The following is a 23131-nucleotide window of genomic DNA, read 5'->3' on the forward strand; positions in this document are numbered from 1 at the left end:
TTACTCACCTTCATAGCCTGGAGGAAGCGGGGCGGCACCCGGCAGAGAGGTATTATTATCTCCCAGCATAATGTGGTCGAGGATCTGCCGCATTATGGTACCGACTGCCGCACCTGCACCGCCATTTTCTAAAATCATAGTGACAGCCACCCGCGGATTATCATAAGGGGCGAAGGCTGTCATCAGTTTATGGTCCCTCAGTCGCTCGGCGATCCGATGGGCGTTATAGGTCTCGTTCTCTTTCAGGCCATAGACCTGAGCCGTACCCGATTTTGCAGCGATCTTGTAAGGTGCACTGTCAAAGCTTTTCCTGGCCGTACCGTTAGGGCGATTAGCTACACCGTACATACCGTCTTTCGCAATTTCCCAATAGCCGGAATGAACATTACCTACCGTGCCTGCGGGTGGCGGCTGATAAAGCACCGTCTCACTGCCATGGCTTTCGGCCATCAGAAAATGCGGCACTTTCACCACGCCATCATTAATCAGGGTCATTAACGCTTTATTCATTTGCAGCGGCGTGGCGGTCCAGTAGCCCTGCCCGATGCCGACCGGGATGGTATCTCCCTGGTACCAGGGCTTCTTGAAGCGCCGCATTTTCCAGTCACGGGTGGGCATATTGCCGGCGCTTTCCTGCGGTAAATCCACCCCGGTCCGGGAACCGTAGCCAAATTTCTCCATCCACTCTGATAACCGGTCAATGCCCATATCATAAGCGACCTGATAGAAAAAAGTATCTGCAGATTCTTCAAGAGATTTCGTGACATTCAGCCGTCCGTGTCCCCATTTCTTCCAGTCACGGTAGCGTTTCTCTGACCCCGGCAACTGCCACCAGCCAGGATCGACTAACGAAGTGTTACGATTAATCACACCTTCAGTTAATGCCGAAACTGCAACATACGGTTTGACGGTGGAGGCCGGAGGGTAAGCTGCCTGAATCGCCCGGTTATACAGCGGGCGGTCAGGGTCGGTCAGCAGCACTTTATAATCAGCCGAAGAGATACCGTTAACAAACAGGTTAGCATCGTAGCCCGGGGTCGAGACCATGGCCAGAATATCGCCGTTACGCGGGTCGGTGACCACCACCGCGGCCCGGCTTCCCTGCAACAGAGATTCAATATATTGCTGCAGTTTCAGGTCGATAGTCAGGTAAATGTCGTGGCCGGCCTGGGGGGAGACCTGCTGTAACTGACGGATCACCCGCCCGCGGTTGTTAACCTCGACTTCTTCATAACCGGTTTTACCGTGCAGGATATCCTCGTAATAACTCTCAATACCCAGTTTGCCGATGTCGTGGGTCGCGGCGTAGTTACCGGTTTTCCCTTCACTTTCCAGCCGGCTGACATCGCGATCATTGATTTTTGACACATAACCCACCACATGGGTCATCGAAGGGCCATACGGATAGAACCGGCGCTGATAGCCTTTAATTTCTACCCCGGGATAGCGATACTGGTTAACTGAAAAGCGGGCAATCTGTAATTCATTGAGGTTTGTTTTCAACGGAATAGACGTAAAACGATGCGCCCGTTTACGTTCTTTACGAAACGCATCCAGGTCATCGCTGGTCAGGTCCAGCACCGGCTGCAGTTCTGCCAGCGTCTGCGACAGATTGGGCACTTTCTCCGGCACCAGTTCGGCCTGATAGATGGTACGGTTCACCGCCAGGGGAATGTTATTCCGGTCATAAATCATTCCCCGGCTGGGCGCGACCGGCACAAGTTTGATGCGATTCTGGTTCGATCGGGTGCTGTAATCATCAAACCGGAAGATTTGCAGATTGCAGAGGTTAAATACCAGAATACCGCTGACTAAAAAAATAGAGGTAAAAGCAATCAGTGCCCGTCGGACGAACAATTTTTGCTCAGCACTGTAATCCCGGAATGCGCTACTGGTAAGTTTCATCCGCTATCTGTCAGCCTGCAAAAGACCTTATCGGCTATTCGCGATGATAAGGATGATTGGTAGTTATGCTCCATGCCCGGTAAAGGCTTTCCGCCACCAGAACACGAACCAGCGGATGAGGCAGCGTAAGGGCGGATAAAGACCAGCTCTGTTCCGCCGCGGCCTTACAGGCCGGGGCCAGGCCTTCAGGCCCGCCGATTAACAGACTGACGTCACGACCATCCTGCTTCCAGCGTTCAAGCTGGTTTGCCAGCTGGGGGGTCTCCCAGGGTTGGCCGGGAATATCCAGGGTGACAATACGGTTACCTTTACCTGCCGCAGCCAGCATGGCCTCGCCTTCTTTTTCAAGAATACGTTTGATATCCGCATTTTTGCCACGTTTACCGGCCGGAACCTCCACCAGTTCAAACGGCATATCCCGCGGGAAGCGGCGCAGATAATCCATAAACCCGGTCTGGACCCAGTCCGGCATTTTTGTGCCGACGGCAACAAGTTGCAGTTTCACCGGTCAGCCCCAGAGTTTTTCCAGCTCATATAATTCACGCGCTTCTTCCTGCATGACATGAACAATGACTTCACCCAGGTCAACCACGACCCACTCGCCGGCATCTTTGCCGTCAGTACCGAGAGGGAGCATACCTGCTGCACGGGATTCCTGCACCAGGTGATCGGCGATCGAGATCACATGGCGGTTAGAGGTGCCGGTACAGATGACCATGCAATCCGTGATGCTGGATTTGCCACGGACGTCGATAGCAATAATATTTTGTGCTTTCAGGTCATCGACTTTGTCGATAACAAAGGATTGGAGTGTCTGGCCTTGCAAAAGGTTCCCCTTCAGATTTGCTTGAAACAACGATCAGGCTGCCGCTGAGAGCGATAGCCAAAATTTTGAGCGGCGAAGTATATCATGCTGTTGTCAGTCGCGATATAAGCCTGACCGGGTGATGTAATCGATCACCGATGGCGGGAGCAGCCCTTCGCAGGAAAGATTCTGCTGCAGCCGGTGGCGGATAGCCGTCGCAGAAACCGGGCTGAGGGGCGTTTCTGCCTGAAAGATGAGTCCGCTGGGTTGCTGATGCAATTGCCGGCTTTCCCGCGCGGTATGGGTTTCTATCCAGCGGAGCAGTTCTGCCGATGCCGGTTGTTCGGGATACCCCGGGCGGCGACAGACCAGCAGATGAGACAGAGACAGCAGTTCTTCCCAGCGATACCATTTATTCAGTGACAGCAGGGAATCCTGGCCGATGATAAATGCCAGCGGTTGATCCGGGCCCCGCTCCGCACGCAGAGACTCCAGCGTAGTGACCGTCCAGGAGGGGGCATCGCGATGCAGCTCCCGATCATCAATATCAAACAGCGGAGCGCCGGCGATAGCACAGCGCAACATCTCCAGCCGTTGCCGGGGGGAAGCCACCGGCTGCGGCCGGTGAGGGGGCACATTGTTCGGGAGCAACGTCACTTTCTGTAGTCCCGTCAGGGCGGCCAGTGCCTCCACGGTACGCAGGTGACCATAATGGACTGGGTCAAAGGTGCCGCCGAAAATGGCCTGTAACTCAGACATTATTCAGCCCTGCCGGAAAGTGTTCCAGCGTCAGTTGCAGACTGAACGATGACAGCATCGGCCAGATGTCGGTGCCGTACTCTTTTTTCACGCTCAGCTCAATCTCCGCCAGCTGATGTATCGCCTGCCGGAGGCGCTGCGCATTAAGCCGCTGCAGCGCCGCGGTGAATAGCGGTCGCCGGTTCTGCCACACCCGTAATTTATCCATTAACTGACGCACGGACTGTGGATCCCGGCATCGCTGTAACCGCAGCAACGTCATCAGTTCACGCTGTACGGTACGCAATAAAATGACCGGTTCGGCGGCTTCTTTATTAAGCTGCTGCAGAATATGTATTGCCCGTTTGCTTTTACCGGCCAGCAAGGCATCGACCCAGTGATAAGGCGTAAAGTGTGCCGCATCATTGACGGCCTGTTCGACCCGGGGGAGGGTGAGCGTGCCTTCCGGCCATAGGAGCGACAAACGCTCCAGGGCCTGAGACAGAGCCAGTAAATTCCCTTCATAGCAGTAACATAATAACTGTACCGCCTGCGGGTCGATGGCAATCCGCAGGGTTTTACAACGCTGAGTGACCCAGCGCGGCAGTTGTTCATGTTCCGGCGTGATGCAGGGAACCATGACGCCTTTGCCCGATAACGCCTTAAACCACTGACTGTTTTCCTGCGCTTTGGTAAGTTTCCCTGAGTGAACGATCAGCAACAGATCCTCATGTAACAGGGTCGCAAGCTCGGTCAGGCGGGCCGCTATCGGTGCGGCAGGGCCATTTTCCGGCATCTGTAAGGTCAGGGTCTGGCGTTGGGTAAACAGGCTCAGCGACTGGCAGGCAGTGAATAAGGCGTCCCAGTCGGTATGGTTGTCGACAGTGACACTCAGATGTTCCAGAAACTGCTGCTGTCTGGCCACCGCAATAATCGCCGTGTGGCTTTCCTGACGCAGCAGCGGATCGTTGCCGGATAAAAAGTAACTGCCGCGCAGCCCTTCGGTGAGCTGTGCGGCGAGTTGTTCAGGGTATATCCGTATCATTCGTGACTTGTCGATAAACCTGCGGTGTCACTTTGCTGCCCTGAGCCGGTGGTGATGGTTTCCGGGGCCGGTAACGTTTCACCACTGTTTAACTGAGCCGCATGAACCGCCAGTAACTGGCGAACGAGTTGCTCTGAGGCACGGATCCGCATTTCCTGATAAATCATGCTCTGTTCCGAGTCTTTAGCCAGCGGAACGCCTGAGTTATCAAAGAAGGTCCGGTATACCGTGGTGCTCAGCGGATAAATCCCTTTTCCGGGGATCAGGATCTGTGCGGTGACGATGAGGTGCAACTGATATTCAGCCGCCGTCCCGTCAGGGAATATCGACGCAGTATCACGACCAGAACGTTCATTTTCCAGACGAAGCGTCGGAACCGTATTACGTTGGTCGGCATTATCCTCAACCAGTGAGATATTATTTAACCGCAATTGCTGGCGTACAGTCCGGGCCAGCGGGCCGTAGGGGTCATCGCTGGTTAAGATCATGGTACGCATCTCTTTCGGGATCTGAGTCGTCCCGCGCAGATGAAAACCACAACCTGCCGTGGCCAGAACGGCCACGGCAACTATCAGGGTTGAAAAAATGTGTCGCACATTACCTCCTGAACTTAACCTACAACCAGGTTAAGCAGCTTGCCCGGAACGTAAATCACTTTGCGTACAGTGACACCTTCCAGATATTTTGCTACCAGGTGTTCCTGAGCAGCCAGGGTCCGGACTTGTTCCTGCGTGGCGTCCGCAGGGACGGTGATTTTCCCGCGCACTTTGCCGTTAACCTGTACCACAACCAGCACAGATTCTTCGACCATAGCACGCTCATCGGCCACCGGCCATTCGGCTTCGTCCACCGATCCGCTGTGTCCCAGCGCCTGCCACAGTTCAAAACAGGCATGCGGGGTAAACGGATACAGTAAGCGGACCACGGCGTCTAAGGCTTCCTGCATCAGCGCACGATCTTCAGCACTTTCCTGCGGCGCTTTCTGCAACTTGTTCATCAGTTCCATGATAGCCGCGATCGCGGTATTGAAGGTCTGGCGGCGACCGATATCATCAGACACTTTCGCGATGGTTTTATGCACATCACGGCGCAGCGCCTTCTGAGGATCATTCAGCGCATCGGCATTCAGTGCGTCAGTCGGCCCTTTGCTGCTGTGGTCGTAAACCAGTTTCCAGACACGTTTCAGGAAGCGGTTAGCCCCTTCAACGCCGGATTCCTGCCATTCCAGCGTCATTTCGGCCGGAGAGGCAAACATCATAAACAGACGGACGGTATCCGCACCATAACGTTCAACCATCAGCTGCGGGTCAATACCGTTATTTTTGGACTTAGACATCTTGCTCATCCCGGCATAGATAACCTCACGGCCATCTTTGTCGGTCGCTTTAACAATGCGTCCTTTCTCATCACGCTCAACAGAAACATCCACCGGAGAAACCCAGTTACGTTCGCCGTTCACGCCGGTGTAATAGAACGCATCGGCAAGTACCATTCCCTGACACAGCAGACGTTTCGCCGGTTCGTCGGAATTGACCAGCCCTGCATCGCGCAACAGCTTGTGGAAGAAACGGAAGTACATCAGGTGCATAATGGCGTGTTCGATACCGCCCACATACTGATCGACCGGTAACCAATAGTTCGCCGCCGCCGGATCCAGCATACCTTTATCGTAGTCCGCACAGGTATAACGTGCGTAGTACCAGGAGGACTCCATAAAGGTGTCAAAGGTATCTGTTTCACGCAGCGCAGGCTGGCCGTTAACCGTGGTTTTCGCCCACTCAGGATCCGCTTTCAGCGGGCTGGTGATGCCGTTCATTTCCACATCTTCAGGCAGGATCACCGGTAACTGGTCTTCCGGCGTCGGGATAACGCTGCCGTCTTCCAGAGTCACCATCGGGATCGGCGCACCCCAGTAACGCTGACGGGAAACGCCCCAGTCACGCAGACGATAATTAACTTTACGCTTACCGACGCCTTTTTCGGTCAGTGCATCCGCAATGGCATTAAAGCCGTCCTGATGCGATAAGCCATCGAATGCGCCGGAATTGAACAGGGTGCCTTTCACCGTCATCGCATTTTCGCTGACATCCGGTGCGGTCCCGTCATCGTTCAGGATCACCGCTTTTACCGGTAACTGATATTTCTGAGCGAATTCGTGGTCACGCTGGTCATGAGCAGGTACGGCCATCACCGCACCGGTGCCGTATTCCATCAGGACAAAGTTAGCGACCCAGACCGGTAACTGTTCACCGGTCAGCGGATGGATCACAAAACGGCCGGTGGGCTGGCCTTTTTTCTCCATGGTTGCCATATCCGCTTCAGCCACTTTGGTGTTACGGCACTCCTCGATAAAGGCCTGCAGTGACGGGTTACCGGCCGCAGCTTCCTGTGCCAGTGGGTGTCCGGCTGCGACAGCCACATAGGTGGCCCCCATAAAGGTATCAGGGCGGGTCGTGTAGACGGTCAGCGTGTCATCGCTGTCTGCGACATTAAAGGTGATTTCCACCCCTTCAGAACGACCGATCCAGTTACGCTGCATGGTCTTAACCTGTTCAGGCCAGCCTTCCAGGGTATCCAGGTCATTGAGCAGTTCTTCGGCATAGTCGGTGATTTTGATAAACCACTGCGGGATCTCTTTCCGTTCAACTTTGGTATCACAACGCCAGCAACAGCCTTCGATGACCTGTTCATTCGCCAGTACTGTCTGGTCATTCGGGCACCAGTTCACCGCCGAGGTCTTTTTGTAGACCAGGCCTTTTTCGAACAGCTGAGTGAAGAACCATTGTTCCCAGCGGTAATATTCAGGCTGACAGGTCGCCAGTTCCCGGCTCCAGTCATACCCGAAGCCCAGCAGTTTCAGCTGGTTCTTCATGTAATCGATATTTTCATAGGTCCATGGCGCGGGCGCGGTATTATTTTTAACCGCTGCTCCTTCTGCCGGCAGACCAAACGCATCCCAGCCAATCGGCTGCAGAACGTTTTTACCCTGCAGTCGCTGGTAACGGGCGATCACATCGCCGATGGTATAGTTACGGACATGGCCCATATGCAGGCGACCAGAAGGATAGGGGAGCATTGAGAGGCAATAGTATTTCTCTTTGCCTTCCTGCTCTGTCACTTTAAAAGTATCCTGATCGTGCCAGTGTTTCTGGACTTTAGATTCTATCTCTTCCGGGCGATATTGCTCTTGCATGGCAGCCTGTGGTCCTTGTTGAATTTCGCGAAGCATACTGCAGTGTTTTTTCTATGATCCGCATAGCATACCCATAAGCCTGGCGCGCAACAACTCCCGCAACACCCTGTGGCAGGATTTCTGGCGGAAACTCTGTGGTGGCGAATGGATTTTCTCTCTCCGGGCCACGCGGAGGGCACTTCCCGCAGAGGCTCTTCGTCAGCTAACGCCCCCTGACTCCCGACGGGATGGCCGGTGCCGATAGCGGCAGAGAGCTGTCTGATACGGCGCTTCGCAGGTTAAAGGGGGGAGAAACGTCAGGCGGCCTGAGATCGGGTCGTGTTCACTGAAATCACGGCGGCCAGACAGGACTAACGATCAGCGTCAGTCTGTTATACCTGCACAGTACCCGCCGTCTGAGACAGAGTAGACGTGTGCTGATCAGACCCGTAAGAGTCGTAAACAGCGGGAGACGTGCCCTGACGGCAGAGGGTATTTTATGCCGACAACCTCCGGCAGGGGGGGCCAGCGATCACGGCCTGGCCGTAATACCTGCACAGTACCCGCCGTCTGAGAAAGAGTAGACGTGTGCTGATCAGCATCCGTAAGAGTCGCAAACAGAGGGAGATGTGCCCTGACGGCAGAGGGTATTTTATGCCGACAACCCCCGGCAGGGGGGCTAGCGATCACGGCCTGGCCGTAATACCTGCACAGTACCCGCCGTCTGAGACAGAGTAAACGTGTGCTGATCAGACCCGTAATAGTCGTAAACAGCGGGAGATGTGCCCTGACGGCAGAGGGTATTTTATGCCGACAACCCCCGGCAGGGGGGGGCTAATGGTCAGGAGGAAGAGACCGGAGCCGTCAGGCCCCGGTCACGCTCACTGAGGACGCCGGCGCCGGATGACTGATACCACCGCCGCCAATGCTGAAAGGATCCACACTGTCAGATTACCGGTATGAGCATAAGGTGTCATCCCGCGGGTCGGACTCAGTGTGGCACTCAGCACCCCTTCACGGAACTGCGGAAGTTGCTGTTCGATATCGCCGTTGGCATTCACCACCGCAGTGACTCCGTTATTGGTGTCGCGTAATAGCGGCCTGCCCAGTTCCAGCGCCCGCATCCTGGCCATCTGCAGATGCTGCCAGGGGCCGATCGAATGACCAAACCAGGCATCATTCGATACCGTCAGCAGGAAATCAGTCTCCGGGCGGAAGTTATCCCGGACATGTTCACCCAGCACAATTTCATAACAGATAGCCGTCGTCAGACGATAACCATCCAGTTGCAGCGGAGGCTGAATATAGGGACCCCGGCTGAAGGCTGACATCGGTAAATCGAAGAACGGTGCCAGCGGGCGCAACAGGTCGGCCATCGGGACAAACTCCCCGAAAGGCACCAGGTGGTTTTTCTGATAACGGTTGCGGCTCAGATAGCTGTAAGGGGTCTGCCCCCCCAGTACCACGACCGTGTTGTAGTCATGATAATGGTTATCTTCTTCCAGTCGGGAATCGACAATCCCGGTTGCCAGAGTACTACCATTCTCACGCAGGATACGATCCAGTTCGGTCAGAAAGGGCTGTTCATTACTTTCCAGGTCGGTGATGGCCGACTCCGGCCAGATAATGATCCCTGCTTTACCCAGCACCGGGCGGGTCAGCCGCAGGTAGGTATTTAAGGTATTTTGTAATTGCTCAGGGTCCCACTTCATCGACTGAGCGATATTACCCTGCACCAGCGCAACGGACACACTGCGGCCGGACTCGGTCCGGTACCAGTGTACGTAACGCAGTGGCCAGGCGATGACCATCACAGCCAGGGCAGCCAGCAGTGGCCGGAGGCTTCTCTGTATCAGGGCATAGCTTATCAGCCCGGAGATCATCATCAGGACAAAGGTGATGGTTTCCACACCGGCGACCGGTGCGATGCCTTTCAGCGGGCCGTTAATCTGGCTATAGCCGAACTGTAACCACGGAAATCCGGTCAGGATCCAGCCGCGCAGGAACTCAGTAAACTGCCAGAGTGCAGGAGCAGCCAGCAGCAGACGCGGCAGCGTCGCCCGTGGCCAGAAACGGTTCAGCAACCCCGAAAACAGCATCGGGAACAGCGACAGCCACGCCGCCAGCATCACGACCAGCATGACATTGACCGGACCAGGCATCCCTCCGAAGGTGGCGATACTCACATAGACCCAGTTAACCCCGGACCCAAACAGCCCCATCCCCCAGACAAAACCGATGGCGGTCGCCTGGCGGGTGCTACGGTTCAGGGTCAGAGCCTGCAAGCCGGTCAGAGAAATCAGAGCGGCCGGCCAGAAATCGAAAGGAGAGAAGGCGAGGGTGCCCACGGCACCCGTCAGCAGAGCCAGCAACAGGCGGATGCGCTGCTGCCGGAATAGAGTGTTCAGTGCCGTCATAGGCTCATTATTCGTCTTCAAGTTGAGGAGCAACCGCATCATCCGGTATTTTTACATGGACCTGCAGAATACGACGTCTGTCGGCCATCGCGACCTTAAACAGATAACCATCGATAGTGATACTTTCACCTCTGGCAGGCAGATGCCCGAAACCTTGCATCACCAGACCCCCGATAGTATCGACTTCTTCATCGCTGAATCGGGTGCCGAACATTTCGTTGAAATCTTCGATCGGCGTCAGCGCCCGCAACGAGTAAGAATGACGGCTAAGCTGGCGGATATCGCTGCTGTCTTCTTCGTCATACTCGTCTTCGATTTCCCCGACGATAAGTTCAAGAATATCTTCGATAGTCACCAGTCCGGAAACACCGCCGAACTCGTCAATGACAATCGCCATATGATAACGCTGAGAGCGGAACTCTTTCAGCATGCGGTCGACACGCTTACTTTCAGGAACCACCACCACAGGGCGAAGCACATCAGCAATACTGAACGGGGCCGAATCACTGCGCATAAAGGGCAGCAAATCTTTCGCCATCAGAATACCTTCCACATGATCTTTGTCTTCGCTGATCACCGGAAAACGGGAGTGGGCCGACTCGATGATGACATCGAGGCACTCTTCGAGGTTCTGGTTCTGTTTCAGGGTGATCATTTGAGAACGCGGGATCATAATATCCCGGACCCGTTGTTCGGCGATTTCCATCACGCCTTCCATCATGTCACGGGTGTCCTGATCAATCAGTTCTTTCTGTTCTGAATCACGGATGAGTTCCAGTAATTCATCACGGTTCTGAGGCTCACCGTGGAAAAGCTGGTTGATCAGTAAGGAAAAGAATCCCTTTTTACTGCCGGGGTTATCGCTGTTTTGTGAATGGTCATCGCTCATGGCGTTTTTTTTTTGTTCTCTCTTGCAGGGAAATAAAACTGCCAGGTCAGGTCACTGGCAGCGGAATAAATAACAGGCGCCGGTTATCCGGCGGCGTCTTTCTCTGAAATGTACGGGTCAGCATAACCCATAGCAAGCATTATCTCAGTTTCGATGCCTTCCATCTCTTCGGCTTCGTCATCCTGAATATGATCATAGCCTAATAAATGAAGCGTGCCGTGGACCACCATATGTGCCCAGTGGGCGTCGACGGGCTTGCCCTGGTCGGCGGCTTCCTGCTCGACCACCTGGCGACAGATGATCAGGTCCCCGAGCAGCGGTAAGTCTTCAATGCCGGGCGGCGCTTCAAACGGAAAAGACAGGACGTTGGTCGGTTTGTCTTTGCCGCGATACGCCAGGTTCAGCTCGTGGCTCTCGGCTTCGTCCACCAGGCGGATGGTGACTTCACTTTCGGGCTGAAAAGGTTCGACCGCGGCCGTTAACCAGCGCAGAAACAGGGCTTCTTCCGGAAGCCCTTGCGGATTTTCACAGGCATTCTGTAAATCCAGAATTACGGTACTGCTCATACATTCTCCTGGCCGGCAGCAAGGGCGGCGCGTTTACGCTCTTCCGCGACCTCGGCCCGGCGTTTTTGGTCGGCTTCTTCCCAGGCTTCATAGGCGATGACGATCCGTGCAACCACCGGATGACGCACCACGTCTTCGCTATGGAAGAAGTTAAAGCTCAGTTCACTGACATCAGAAAGCACTTCGATGGCATGTTTCAGGCCTGAGCGTGCATTGCGCGGTAAGTCTATCTGCGTGATATCCCCGGTGATCACGGCTTTAGAGTTAAAACCGATACGGGTCAGAAACATTTTCATCTGTTCGATGGTGGTGTTCTGACTTTCATCCAGGATAATAAACGCATCATTCAATGTACGTCCGCGCATATAGGCCAGCGGGGCAACTTCGATCACGTTACGTTCAATCAGTTTTTCAACCCGTTCAAAGCCCAGCATTTCAAACAGGGCGTCATATAACGGACGCAGGTACGGGTCGACTTTCTGGCTCAGGTCGCCTGGCAGAAAACCCAGTTTCTCACCGGCTTCCACCGCCGGACGGGTCAGCAGTATACGGCGAACTTCCTGGCGTTCCAGCGCATCAACGGCCGCGGCCACGGCCAGATAGGTCTTCCCGGTCCCGGCCGGGCCGATACCGAAGGTAATATCATGGTCAAGAATATGGGCGATATAGCTGGCCTGATTTGGCGTGCGGGGTTTAATGACGCCCCGGCGGGTCTGGATATTCACCGCTTTACCATAATCAGGGACACTCTCCGCCGTTTGCTCCAGCACCCGGCTCTCTTTAATGGCCAGATGAATATCCTCAGGGTCGATATCTTTACTCTGTCCGCGCAGCGGGGCGGTATCCACGTAAAGATCTTTCAGGATTTTTTCGGCCGCATCCACACATAACGCCTTTCCCGTCAGGGTAAAGCGATTATCGATCCGGTTAATTTCAATGCCGAGCCGGCGCTCAAGGTGCTTCAGATTATCGTCAAACGGGCCGGTCAGACTCAGCAAACGTTGGTTATCTGCAGGTTCCAGTGCAATTTCACGGGTTTCGATATTCAAACTCATCCTCCAGGTCGCTAAGGGCCGGTTGTACAGCAGAGATCATTCTGGCGATCACAATCACGGGGACTGTCGTCACAGAACGGGGTTATCTGTAGGGATATCGGGGCGGAATTCGTAAATTCCACCCCTTTAGCTTAGCAAAGCGGTGACAGTCAGTATCTGTCACCACGATTAAGCGCTATCAGGGCTGCCAGAGACCGACGCCGGACTCATTTTCTTTCCGGGTACGGGCGATGACGGAGGCGGGGGATTCTGTTACGCGCAGACCCATATCTTTTTCGGTACGGACGACGCGACCACGCAGTGAGTTTGGATAGACATCAACGATTTCAACGTCAACGAATTTTCCAATCATCTCCGGATGACCTTCGAAATTCACCACACGGTTATTTTCGGTACGACCGGAGAGTTCCATGATATTTTTACGCGACGTGCCTTCGACCAGCACACGCTGAACGGTGCCGTGCATCCGGCGGCTCCAGGCCATCGCCTGCTGGCTGATGCGTTCCTGCAGGATGTAAAGACGCTGTTTCTTCTCTTCTTCACTCACATCATCCGGTAAGTCTGCCGCCGGTGTTCCCGGACGGGCGGAATAGATGAAGCTGAAGCTCATATCGAAGTTAACGTCAGCAATCAGTTTCATGGTCTTTTCAAAGTCTTCCTGAGTTTCGCCCGGGAAGCCAATGATAAAGTCCGAGCTTATCTGAATGTCCGGACGCGCTTCACGCAATTTGCGGATAATGGCTTTGAATTCCAGGGCAGTGTGCGCACGCTTCATCAGTGTCAGAATACGGTCGGCACCACTTTGCACCGGTAAGTGCAGGAAGCTCACCAGTTCCGGCGTATCACGGTAGACATCAATAATGTCATCGGTAAATTCAATCGGATGGCTGGTGGTAAAACGGATACGGTCAATACCGTCGATGGCGGCGACCAGACGCAGCAGATCGGCAAAGGTGCAGACCGAACCGTCATAGTTCTCGCCACGATAGGCGTTAACGTTCTGACCCAGCAGGTTAACCTCACGGACGCCCTGGGCTGCCAGTTGTGCGATTTCAAACAGAATATCGTCGCTTGGGCGGCTGACTTCTTCACCGCGGGTATAGGGCACAACACAGAAGGTGCAGTACTTGTTACAGCCTTCCATGATAGAAACAAAGGCGGTCGGGCCTTCTGCACGGGGTTCCGGCAGACGGTCAAATTTTTCGATCTCCGGGAAACTGATATCCACGACCGGGCTTTTGTTACCACGGACGCTATTGATCATTTCCGGCAGGCGATGCAGGGTCTGTGGTCCGAAGACGATATCCACATAGTGCGCCCTCTGACGGATATGATCACCTTCCTGAGAGGCGACACAGCCGCCGACGCCGATAATCAGTTCCGGATTCTTATCTTTGAGATTTTTCCAGCGCCCCAGTTGGTGGAAAACCTTCTCCTGGGCTTTTTCCCGGATAGAACAGGTATTCAGTAACAGTACATCGGCCTCTTCGGCATTTTCGGTCAGCGTATAGCCATGAGTACTGTTTAACAGGTCTGACATTTTAGATGAATCATATTCGTTCATCTGACAGCCCCAGGTTTTAATATGTAATTTTTTCGTCATCGAACTGGCCATTGATTCAGTGCAAGGATGTGCAGGCGGCATATTGTAATGCTTTGCTGCTGTTGTGACCAGTGTAGCGGCTTTTCTGATTGTGACGGAATTTTCCGGTACACTGTCGCAAGTTAACATTAACCCGAAATCTTACGGGCAGTTGAGTGTTGGTAAGGATGATAGCATGCAGGAAGATCAATTTGATGTGGTGATTACCGGCGGGGGTATGGTCGGTGCGGCATTGGCTTGCGGCCTTGCCCGGCATCATTTCAGGGTGGCCGTGATCGAGCATCAGGCGGCTCCTGAATTTACCCCGCAGAGCCAGCCCGATGTGCGGATCTCGGCGATCGGTGCATCGTCAGTGGCATTACTGAAAGAACTTGAGGTCTGGGAGCGGGTACAGGCGATGCGTTGCGCGCCTTACCGTCAGCTGGAAACCTGGGAATGGGAAAATGCGCATGCCGTTTTTGATGCGGCCTCCCTGGGATTACCCGAGCTGGGCTATATGGTGGAAAACAGCGTCCTGCAGCGTGCGCTGTGGGAGCAGATGCAGGCGCAGGGTGTGACACTGCTCTGTCCCGCCACCTTAGCGGCGGCTGAGCCCGAACCCGGAGGCTGGTCTCTGACCCTGGATGATGGCCGAAAAATAGAGACCCGGCTACTGACCGGTGCCGATGGTGCGAATTCGCAGGTCCGCCGGCTGGCGGGTATCGGTGTCAGTGGCTGGGAATACGCGCAGTCCTGCATGCTGATCTCTGTCGAGTGTGAGCAGCTTCCGGGAGACAGCACCTGGCAGCAATTTACACCTCAAGGCCCGCGCGCTTTTCTGCCTCTGTTTGGTCACTATGCCTCTCTGGTCTGGTACGACAGCGCAGCCCGTATCCGCCAGCTGTCTGCACTTTCCATGACGCAGCTGGAACAGGAAATTGCGACCCATTTCCCGGTCAGGTGCGGTAAGGTTCGCGCGCTGACCGCCGGTTCGTTCCCGCTGGTCCGTCGTCATGCCAGCCGTTATGTGCGTCCGGGATTGGTTCTGGTCGGGGATGCTGCCCACACGATTAATCCGCTGGCGGGGCAGGGCGTTAACCTGGGCTACCGCGACGTGGATGTGCTGATCGATGTGCTGGCGGAAGCCCGTCGTGAAGGACACGACTGGTGGCAGCTCGCCACCCTGAATAAATATCAGCATCAACGCTACCGGGACAATTTGCTGATGCAGAATGGCATGGATCTGTTTTATCTGGCATTCAGCAACCGGAACGGCCCGTTGACCGTGATCCGCAATCTGGGGCTGATGGCCGCACAACGGGGTGGCTGGCTGAAGAAAAAAGCACTGAGTTACGCACTGGGTTTGTAACCGGCTCAGACGGCGACTACTAAACGACCTGCGGGTCGTTTTTTTGTGCACGGATGATCGGTATAGGGCACAGACCCGGGCAGTCTTCTCTCTGAAAGACCGGCGTCCCGGTCAGGCCGGTCGTAGTGACGCAACCAGACCAGAACGTTGATACGTCCCCGGCAGCCATAGGGTTTCGTTGCTGAGCATGCGCATCGGTCAGTGCGCCTTATTCAGCTGGCTCAACCCCCCGCGACCGGAAAGGACAGGGGATGACCCCGTTGGCGGTATTGACACCCGGCCGTTATCAGGTTCTGCGAAATAAGATCATGGACGAGTCAGGACGCTATCAGGAAGGGGCAACGGGATACAGAAAAGAAAAAAGCCCACCGAAGTGAGCTTTCAAAATTGGCTGGGGTGCAGGGATTCGAACCCCGGAATGCTGGTATCAGAAACCAGTGCCTTACCGCTTGGCGACACCCCAATTGGTGCTTTTTTAATTATAAAACTTCTTCAAATTGGCTGGGGTGCAGGGATTCGAACCCCGGAATGCTGGTATCAGAAACCAGTGCCTTACCGCTTGGCGACACCCCAATTTGTTTGGTGGCTACGACGGGATTCGAACCTGTGACCCCATCATTATGAGTGATGTGCTCTAACCAACTGAGCTACGTAGCCTGAGTACTGCTTTCAATGTGGCTGGGATACCTGGATTCGAACCAGGGAATGCCGGTATCAAAAACCGGTGCCTTACCGCTTGGCGATATCCCATCTCCGGGGAGCACACTGAAATTGGCTGGGATACCTGGATTCGAACCAGGGAATGCCGGTATCAAAAACCGGTGCCTTACCGCTTGGCGATATCCCAGTTGCCTGCCTTAAAGATAACGTGAAATGGTGCGGGAGGCGAGACTTGAACTCGCACACCTTGCGGCGCCAGAACCTAAATCTGGTGCGTCTACCAATTTCGCCACTCCCGCAAAACATGGTGGCTACGACGGGATTCGAACCTGTGACCCCATCATTATGAGTGATGTGCTCTAACCAACTGAGCTACGTAGCCATGTTTTTTTCGCGTGACCTTCAACGGCGTTGCGGGGCGCATTATGCGGAGTTGGCCCCTGATCGTCAACAAATTTTTTGACGTTTTTTGCCGTGAAAGGGCCGTTTGTCTGGTGAATAACCATTATGGTTAATAGTTGTTCGTTTTGTGGTGCCGCTTTATGCAATCAGGGCCGGCGGCACAGCAGTACGGGCCGGAACGTCACCATGATTCAATATGTTGCAGCCAGTCAACGGAGAGCGTGCAGCACTGAACAGTGCAAAAAAACACATGCACGGATAAAAAAAAGACCGTTAATAAACGGTCTTTTTTCAGGGGGACGAGGGATAACTTAATAGGCAGACTGATGGACGCCTACGGCACGGCCTGACGGGTCATCCATACTTTTGAAAGCTTCATCCCATTCAATGGCTTTTGCTGAAGAACAGGCAACAGACGGGCCACCGGGAACGCATTCGGCAGCGGTCGGTACCGGGAACAACTCTTCAAAGATCTCACGGTACAGATACGCTTCTTTCGAGGTCGGCGTATTGTGCGGGAAACGGAAGTGCGCCATTTCCAGTTGCTGATCGGTGACCTGAGCCGCCGCCACCTCTTTCAGACTATCGATCCAGCTGTAACCGACGCCGTCAGAGAATTGCTCTTTCTGACGCCATGCAACACTGTGAGGCAGGTAAGAGGAGAAACATTCACGCAGGATGTGTTTTTCCATTTTACCGTTGCTGCCACACATTTTATCTTCCGGGTTGATACGCATCGCTACATCCAGGAACTTTTTGTCCAGGAAGGGTACGCGTGCTTCCACACCCCAGGCTGACATGGCTTTGTTGGCCCTTGCGCAGTCATACATATGCAGTGCGGCGAGCTTACGCACGTTTTCTTCATGAAATTCTTTCGCGTTTGGCGCTTTATGGAAATACAGGTATCCGCCAAAGACTTCGTCAGCGCCTTCGCCTGACAGCACCATTTTAATGCCCATCGCTTTAATTTTACGGGACATCAGATACATCGGGGTCGAGGCACGGATAGTGGTGACATCATAGGTTTCGATGTGATAAATCACATCGCGGATAGCATCCAGACCTTCCTGAACCGTAAAGTTAATTTCGTGGTGCACGGTGCCGAGAGCGTCAGCCACTTCTTTTGCGGCTTTCAGGTCCGGCGCACCTTTCAGGCCGACTGCAAAGGAGTGCAGCTGTGGCCACCAGGCATCACTTTTATCTTTATCTTCAATACGTTTCGCGGCAAAACGTTTAGTGATTGCCGAGATAACAGAGGAATCCAGACCGCCGGAGAGCAGAACCCCGTAAGGGACATCTGACATCAGGTGGCTTTTCACGGACTCTTCCAGCGCATCTTTCAGGGCTGTGGCATCGGTGACGTTAGCGGCAACATTGTCATATTCCATCCAGTCGCGCTGGTAATACTGACGGATTTCACCGTCGAGGCTGGACATATAGCTGCCCGGCGGGAATTCGCTGATGGTACGGCAGACCGGCACCAGTGCTTTCATCTCTGAGGCGGCAAACAGGTTACCGTGTTCGTCATAACCGATATATAAAGGAATAATCCCGATATGGTCACGGCCAATCAGCCAGTTGTTCTTCTCTTTATCGTAGAGAATAAAAGCAAACATCCCCTGCAGGTCATCCAGGAAATCCACGCCTTTTTCCTGATAAAGCGCAAGGATCACTTCACAGTCAGAACCGGTCTGGAACGCGTAACGATCGCTTAATTCTTCGCGCAGTTGCTGGTGGTTATAGATTTCACCGTTGACCGCCAGTACGTGAGTTTTGTCGGCATTGTACAGCGGCTGTGCTCCGTTATTGACGTCGACAATTGATAAGCGTTCGTGTGCCAGGATCGCATGATCGTCGGCGTAAACTCCGGACCAGTCCGGACCACGGTGACGCATCAGACGGGATAATTCCAGCGCTTTCTTACGCAATTCAACGGGATCCGTTTTCAGATCCAGAACACCAAAAATCGAACACATAATCTACTCCTGAGTCCATATACGGTAATGTTATTGACACAAACTTATTATCTGAGTGCAGCCTGTTCCGGCGCGATGTATAAGAAAATGCGCTATTTCACAGCCTGTTGGCAAGTCATTTAGTACCTGAAGGGGAAATAGTTGATTCTGAGGCTCAGATATTAAATATAATCTAAAAAAATAGGCATTATTTTAGATGATATTCAATGAATTTGCATTTCCGGTTATTTTTAAGACATTCCGGCAGGCGGTAAAAGGCGGGCTGAAATCATCAGATCACCGCAGCAGCAAGGGCAGGGGGAGTCACCTCTGCCCGTCACTGCCGGGCGGAAACATCAGAAAAAGATCGGAGTCAGAAGAGATCGATATCAGCGACAGACGGATAAATCCAGTCAGGCCGGAAAGGCATCACATCGACATCATCGGCACTGGAAACGCCGGAAAGTACCAGGATGGTTTTCAGACCGGCCTGGAAGCCTGCCAGGATATCGGTGCGCAGGTTATCACCGATGATGACCGTTTCTTCGGAATGGGCATGCATCTTATTCAGCGCCGCCCGCATAATGTAAGGGCTTGGCTTGCCGACCACAAACGGGCGCCGGGAGGTGATCTTCTCAATGCCGGCACACAAAGCCCCGCAGGCCGGGACATAGCCACGGGCGTGAGAGTCCGGGTTGGTCGCGATAAAACGGGCCCCGTTAGCCACAAAGAATGCCGCTTTATGCATCATCTCCCAGTTGAACGAGCGGGTCTCCCCGACGATAACAAAGTCAGGATTAATATCGGTAATGGTGAAACCGGCTTTATAAAGTTCATGGATCAGCGCACCTTCGCCAATCACATAGGCTTTCTTACCTTCCTGCCGGCGCAGGAAATCGGCTGTTGCCATGGCGGAGGTATAAAAGACCGAATCCGGCAGGGTAATGCCAGCGGACGAAAAGCGGTTGGCCAGGTCCTGCTCTGTCTGGGACGGATAGTTGGTCAGGACCACCAGCGGTACGTCTTTTTCCAGCAGGCCATGTAAAAACTCTTTGGCACCTTTGACAGGGGTATTATCGTGCATCAATACCCCATCAATATCGCAGATTACATTTTTAAGGGTCATCAGGTCAGTCCGGGTCAATGAAAATAAAATCGGGTCACTCGCCCAGCAGGTGCTGAAGTAAAAGGCCGTTCAGCATTGCGCGTTTAGCCAGAGCAAAAGCACCGATGGCGGAACGATTGTCCAGTTGTGATCGTACAACAGGTAAATTACGGCGAAAATCATTTAATACCTGCGTATCAATACAGCGCTGGATGACCGGAAACAGGATGTTTTCTGCTGCGGTTATTTCACCGGCCAGCACTATTTTTTGCGGATTAAATAAGTTGATCATCATCGCCAGCGCTTTACCCAGATGGTAGCCGACGTCTTTTATCAGATGCTGTGCCAGCAGGTCGCCCTGGTTAGCGGCAGTGCAGATCTCCGTTATCGTGCACGTACTGGCGGTTAATTCACTCTGATAGCCTTGTGCCAGTAACGATTTTGCCCGTTGAATGATAGCGGTGTTGGACGCGATCGTTTCCAGGCAACCGAAATTACCGCAATAACAGCGGTCCCCTAACGGATCTACCTGAACGTGGCCGATTTCACCTACGTTACCGTTACTGCCAAGGAAGATACTGCCATTGACGATGATCCCGGCCCCGGTGCCGCGATGAATACGCACCAGAACAGAGTCCGCACAGTCGCGGCTTGCACCAAAATAGTGCTCAGCCAGGGCCAGGCTGCGGATATCATGGCCGACAAAACAGGCGGTATTAAAACGCGCCTTCAGGTTTCTGACCAGCGGCCAGGCGGTATCACCGAGGTGTGGCATAAAACGGACGATACCCTGCACCGGATCCACCAGCCCGGGTAAAATGACAGAGATGGCAATCAGTTCCTGTAAAACCGGCGCACATTCCGCAATAAAGGTCTCTGTCACAGCAAACAGGGCCTGTTCCAGCGCCGGAACGCTGTCATCGGGGATAGGGTAATGTTTTTCGGTCAGCAGGGTCCCGCCCAGGTCGAACAATGCCAGCGTGGTATCTTTGCGCCCAAGACGGATAGCGATGGTATGGAAACCGTGATTCTCGGTCACGATCGAGATGGCGCGGCGTCCGCCGGTGGAGGCCTGTTGTTCAACTTCTTTGATCAGGCCGCGCTCAATCAGTTGCCGGGTGATTTTAGTGACACTGGCAGGCGCAAGCTGACTGATTTCCGCAATCTGTATGCGGGAAATGGGTCCCTCCTGATCGATCAGGCGGTAAACCGCCGCGCTGTTTAACTGTTTTACCAGATCAATATTGCCAATTTGCGTCTGTCTGTCCGTGCCCATTTAATGCTTACCCGCTGAAAACCTCGTTACCATTAACGTAAGTTTTTAATATGTTAAAGTCACGCGTGAAAACCGTCAGATTAGCGACTTTACCTCGCTGCAGTGATCCCAGTTGCTTTTCGACGCCTATCGCTCTGGCGGGATAAAGTGTTGCCATACGCAGGGTTTCCTCCAGTGAAATCCCGAGGTGCTCAACACTGTTGCGCACAGCTTCGATCATGGTCAGTGATGACCCACTCAGGGTGCCGTTTTCATCCACACATAAGCCGTCACGATAGTATATTGTTTTACCGGCAAAAATGAACTGTTCGATCTCTGCCCCCGCCGGTGCGGTGGCATCCGTCACCAGGATCAGTTTTTCGCCTTTTATTTTTTTCGCATTACGGATATTGGCATAATGAACATGCAGGCCATCGGCTATCACACCGCACCAGATTTCCGGTGAGTCGAAAATTGCCCCGATAAGCCCGGGGCCGCGGCCGGAAAACGCCGGCATGGCATTATACAGGTGGGTAGCACTGCTGATGCCCGCGTCGAAGCCGGCCATCGCCTCGTCATAGGTGGCATCCGAATGGCCGGCAGAGACGACAATCCCGGCCTCACATAATGCCTGAATATCTTCGGCACTGACTTTTTCCGGGGCCAGGGTCACCTGTGAGATAACGTCGGCATTATCACAGATAAACTTCAGCAATGAGGCTGAACAGGGGCGAACCAGCGCGGCGTCATGGGTGCCTTTCTTCACCGGATTGAGCCACGGACCTTCAATATGCAGCCCCAGGGCCTGATGCTGATGGTGTGAAAGCCACTCTCTCAGGGTGTCGACGGCTTTGAATATCATCTCATCGCTGCTGGTGATAAGCGTCGGTAAAAAACTGGTACACCCGGATTTTTCATTTGCCCGTTGCATCGTTTCCAGTGTGCTGAGGCTCAGGGCCGACAGCTGATCATTGAACTGCACTCCCCCGCAACCATTCAGTTGCAAATCGATAAAGCCGGCTGAAATATTCGCGCCCGCCACATCGGTTTGCGGGATATGATCGGGCAGGGCATCTGCCGGGCAGATCTGTTCAATCCGTCCGTTGCTCACCACCAGGGCATGGTTGTCCAGTACCTGAAATCCGGTATAAATCCGGCCGTTCACTAAAGCATACATTCAAGGTCTCCCGGGATAACGCCACCGCTTCCGGCGCTACCTGTGTTACAAATCAGGTTAAATATTATGAATATTTTCGGCTTCCATTTCACGGAAGTAATTCAGTGTCTTCACTTTCAGTTCCTGCGTGGACGGAGCATCGCATACGATGATGGCTCTTTCATGTAACTGCAGGCAACTGATGGTCCAGAGATGATTAACATTCCCCTCTACGGCGGCCTGCAGCGCTAAGGCTTTCACCTGACCGGTGACCAGAATCATGATCTCTTCCGCATCCAGTAATGTGCCGACGCCTACCGTCAGGGCATATTTAGGGACCTGGCTGACATCATTATTAAAAAAGCGGGAATTCGCCATCCGGGTTTCCAGGGTCAGGGTTTTGATACGGGTCCGTGACGCCAGAGAGGAGGCGGGTTCGTTAAACGCAATATGCCCGTCATTACCGACCCCGCCCATAAAGAGATGTATTTTTCCGTACTGACGGATTTTTTCTTCATAACGGCGGCATTCTGCCTCAGTATCGGGGGCATTACCGTCCAGTAAATGGATGTTTTCCGCCGGGATATCGATATGGTCGAAGAAGTTACGGTGCATAAAACTATGATAACTTTCCGGATGTTGCCTGGCTAATCCGACATATTCGTCCATATTAAAGGTGACCACATGCTTAAAACTGACCTCCCCGCGCTGGTGCATTTCAATCAATGCCTTGTACGTTTGTAAGGGGGTGCCTCCGGTGGGTAGCCCCAGTACAAACGGGCGATCTGCGTCCGGCTGAAAGTCATTAATTCTTTGGGTAATATAACGTGCTGCCCAGAGTGCGACTCCGGCAGACGTGTCCAGCGGGATAAGTCTCATGCATGGCCTCAATGAAGTGAGTGAAATCAGTTAACAATACGCGGGTGCCGGTTAAGAGATGACAAACATCTGACACAATAGCACCGGGTCGCTCTGGCTGTAACGATAATTCGGATAATAAAATAAGTCGCGTCAGGCTGCCAGTGGCACGGCGATTGCAAAGTAATTTATGTTGA

Annotated in this window: 18 protein-coding genes and 7 tRNA genes; 1 reads left to right on the forward strand and 24 read right to left on the reverse strand. The window is 53.6% G+C overall.

What is annotated here, in order from left to right; all coding sequences use genetic code 11:
- The 12 genes from mrdA to miaB form a co-directional block, all read right to left on the reverse strand.
- Entirely contained in the window at positions 1-1905 is a 1905-nt protein-coding gene (gene mrdA / locus ABD035_RS12440) for a peptidoglycan DD-transpeptidase MrdA (protein WP_212714821.1), read from the reverse strand.
- Between the two features lie 34 nt (positions 1906-1939).
- Positions 1940-2410 (reverse strand): 23S rRNA (pseudouridine(1915)-N(3))-methyltransferase RlmH, encoded by a 471-nt coding sequence (rlmH, locus tag ABD035_RS12445; RefSeq protein ID WP_212714822.1) that lies wholly within the window; start codon positions 2408-2410, stop codon positions 1940-1942.
- A gap of 3 nt (positions 2411-2413) precedes the next feature.
- On the reverse strand, positions 2414-2731 hold the full coding sequence (gene rsfS, locus ABD035_RS12450) for a ribosome silencing factor (RefSeq protein WP_212714823.1): 318 nt from the start codon (positions 2729-2731) through the stop codon (positions 2414-2416).
- Positions 2732-2824: 93 nt separating this feature from the next.
- Entirely contained in the window at positions 2825-3469 is a 645-nt protein-coding gene (gene nadD, locus ABD035_RS12455; RefSeq protein ID WP_343870596.1) for a nicotinate-nucleotide adenylyltransferase, read from the reverse strand.
- Positions 3462-4493 (reverse strand): DNA polymerase III subunit delta, encoded by a 1032-nt coding sequence (gene holA / locus ABD035_RS12460; RefSeq protein WP_212714825.1) that lies wholly within the window; start codon positions 4491-4493, stop codon positions 3462-3464. The genes nadD and holA overlap by 8 nt, the downstream gene beginning before the upstream one ends.
- Positions 4490-5089, reverse strand: coding sequence for an LPS assembly lipoprotein LptE (gene lptE, locus ABD035_RS12465; RefSeq protein WP_343870599.1), 600 nt, complete (start codon positions 5087-5089; stop codon positions 4490-4492). The genes holA and lptE overlap by 4 nt, the downstream gene beginning before the upstream one ends.
- A gap of 14 nt (positions 5090-5103) precedes the next feature.
- Positions 5104-7686 (reverse strand): leucine--tRNA ligase, encoded by a 2583-nt coding sequence (leuS, locus tag ABD035_RS12470; RefSeq protein ID WP_343870602.1) that lies wholly within the window; start codon positions 7684-7686, stop codon positions 5104-5106.
- A gap of 860 nt (positions 7687-8546) precedes the next feature.
- Positions 8547-10082 (reverse strand): apolipoprotein N-acyltransferase, encoded by a 1536-nt coding sequence (gene lnt, locus ABD035_RS12475; RefSeq protein ID WP_343870604.1) that lies wholly within the window; start codon positions 10080-10082, stop codon positions 8547-8549.
- A 7-nt stretch (positions 10083-10089) separates the two neighbouring features.
- Positions 10090-10971, reverse strand: a complete 882-nt coding sequence (gene corC / locus ABD035_RS12480) for a CNNM family magnesium/cobalt transport protein CorC (RefSeq protein WP_212714829.1) — start codon at positions 10969-10971, stop codon at positions 10090-10092.
- 83 nt (positions 10972-11054) lie between these two features.
- Positions 11055-11537 carry an rRNA maturation RNase YbeY gene (gene ybeY / locus ABD035_RS12485; protein ID WP_212714830.1) on the reverse strand — a complete coding sequence of 161 codons (483 nt, stop codon included), beginning with the start codon at positions 11535-11537 and terminating at the stop codon, positions 11055-11057.
- Positions 11534-12586 (reverse strand): PhoH family protein, encoded by a 1053-nt coding sequence (locus ABD035_RS12490; RefSeq protein WP_025902151.1) that lies wholly within the window; start codon positions 12584-12586, stop codon positions 11534-11536. The genes ybeY and ABD035_RS12490 overlap by 4 nt, the downstream gene beginning before the upstream one ends.
- Before the next feature lie 184 nt (positions 12587-12770).
- Positions 12771-14195, reverse strand: a complete 1425-nt coding sequence (miaB, locus tag ABD035_RS12495; protein WP_212714831.1) for a tRNA (N6-isopentenyl adenosine(37)-C2)-methylthiotransferase MiaB — start codon at positions 14193-14195, stop codon at positions 12771-12773.
- Positions 14196-14370: 175 nt separating this feature from the next.
- On the opposite strand from miaB, the gene ubiF reads away from it, so the two are divergent.
- Complete coding sequence (gene ubiF / locus ABD035_RS12500; protein ID WP_343870609.1) at positions 14371-15543, forward strand: 3-demethoxyubiquinol 3-hydroxylase; 1173 nt, start codon at positions 14371-14373, stop codon at positions 15541-15543.
- A 388-nt stretch (positions 15544-15931) separates the two neighbouring features.
- Here ubiF and ABD035_RS12505 read toward each other — a convergent pair.
- The 12 genes from ABD035_RS12505 to nagB all read right to left on the reverse strand — a co-directional run bounded on the left by ABD035_RS12505 (position 15932) and on the right by nagB (position 22955).
- Positions 15932-16006 (reverse strand) — tRNA-Gln (locus ABD035_RS12505).
- A gap of 35 nt (positions 16007-16041) precedes the next feature.
- Positions 16042-16116 (reverse strand) — tRNA-Gln (locus ABD035_RS12510).
- Between the two features lie 7 nt (positions 16117-16123).
- Positions 16124-16200: transfer RNA gene (locus tag ABD035_RS12515), tRNA-Met, on the reverse strand.
- 18 nt (positions 16201-16218) lie between these two features.
- Positions 16219-16293: transfer RNA gene (locus ABD035_RS12520), tRNA-Gln, on the reverse strand.
- 22 nt (positions 16294-16315) lie between these two features.
- Positions 16316-16390: transfer RNA gene (locus ABD035_RS12525), tRNA-Gln, on the reverse strand.
- A gap of 27 nt (positions 16391-16417) precedes the next feature.
- A tRNA-Leu gene (locus ABD035_RS12530) sits at positions 16418-16502 on the reverse strand.
- Positions 16503-16508: 6 nt separating this feature from the next.
- Positions 16509-16585 (reverse strand) — tRNA-Met (locus tag ABD035_RS12535).
- Positions 16586-16916: 331 nt separating this feature from the next.
- The gene (asnB, locus tag ABD035_RS12540; RefSeq protein ID WP_343870611.1) at positions 16917-18581 is read right to left on the reverse strand and encodes an asparagine synthase B; all 1665 of its coding nucleotides are present in this window, start codon (positions 18579-18581) and stop codon (positions 16917-16919) included.
- 352 nt (positions 18582-18933) lie between these two features.
- Entirely contained in the window at positions 18934-19686 is a 753-nt protein-coding gene (locus tag ABD035_RS12545) for an HAD-IIA family hydrolase (protein ID WP_212714875.1), read from the reverse strand.
- Between the two features lie 34 nt (positions 19687-19720).
- Positions 19721-20941: a DNA-binding transcriptional regulator NagC gene (gene nagC, locus ABD035_RS12550; protein WP_343870612.1), complete on the reverse strand. Its 1221-nt coding sequence runs from the start codon at positions 20939-20941 to the stop codon at positions 19721-19723.
- Positions 20942-20948: 7 nt separating this feature from the next.
- Complete coding sequence (gene nagA / locus ABD035_RS12555) at positions 20949-22097, reverse strand: N-acetylglucosamine-6-phosphate deacetylase (RefSeq protein WP_343870614.1); 1149 nt, start codon at positions 22095-22097, stop codon at positions 20949-20951.
- A 57-nt stretch (positions 22098-22154) separates the two neighbouring features.
- Positions 22155-22955, reverse strand: a complete 801-nt coding sequence (gene nagB / locus ABD035_RS12560) for a glucosamine-6-phosphate deaminase (RefSeq protein WP_343870615.1) — start codon at positions 22953-22955, stop codon at positions 22155-22157.
- Positions 22956-23131 lie beyond the last annotated feature (176 nt).

The sequence above is a fragment of the Tatumella terrea genome, assembly GCF_039523755.1.
In the GTDB taxonomy this organism is placed as follows: domain Bacteria; phylum Pseudomonadota; class Gammaproteobacteria; order Enterobacterales; family Enterobacteriaceae; genus Tatumella; species Tatumella terrea.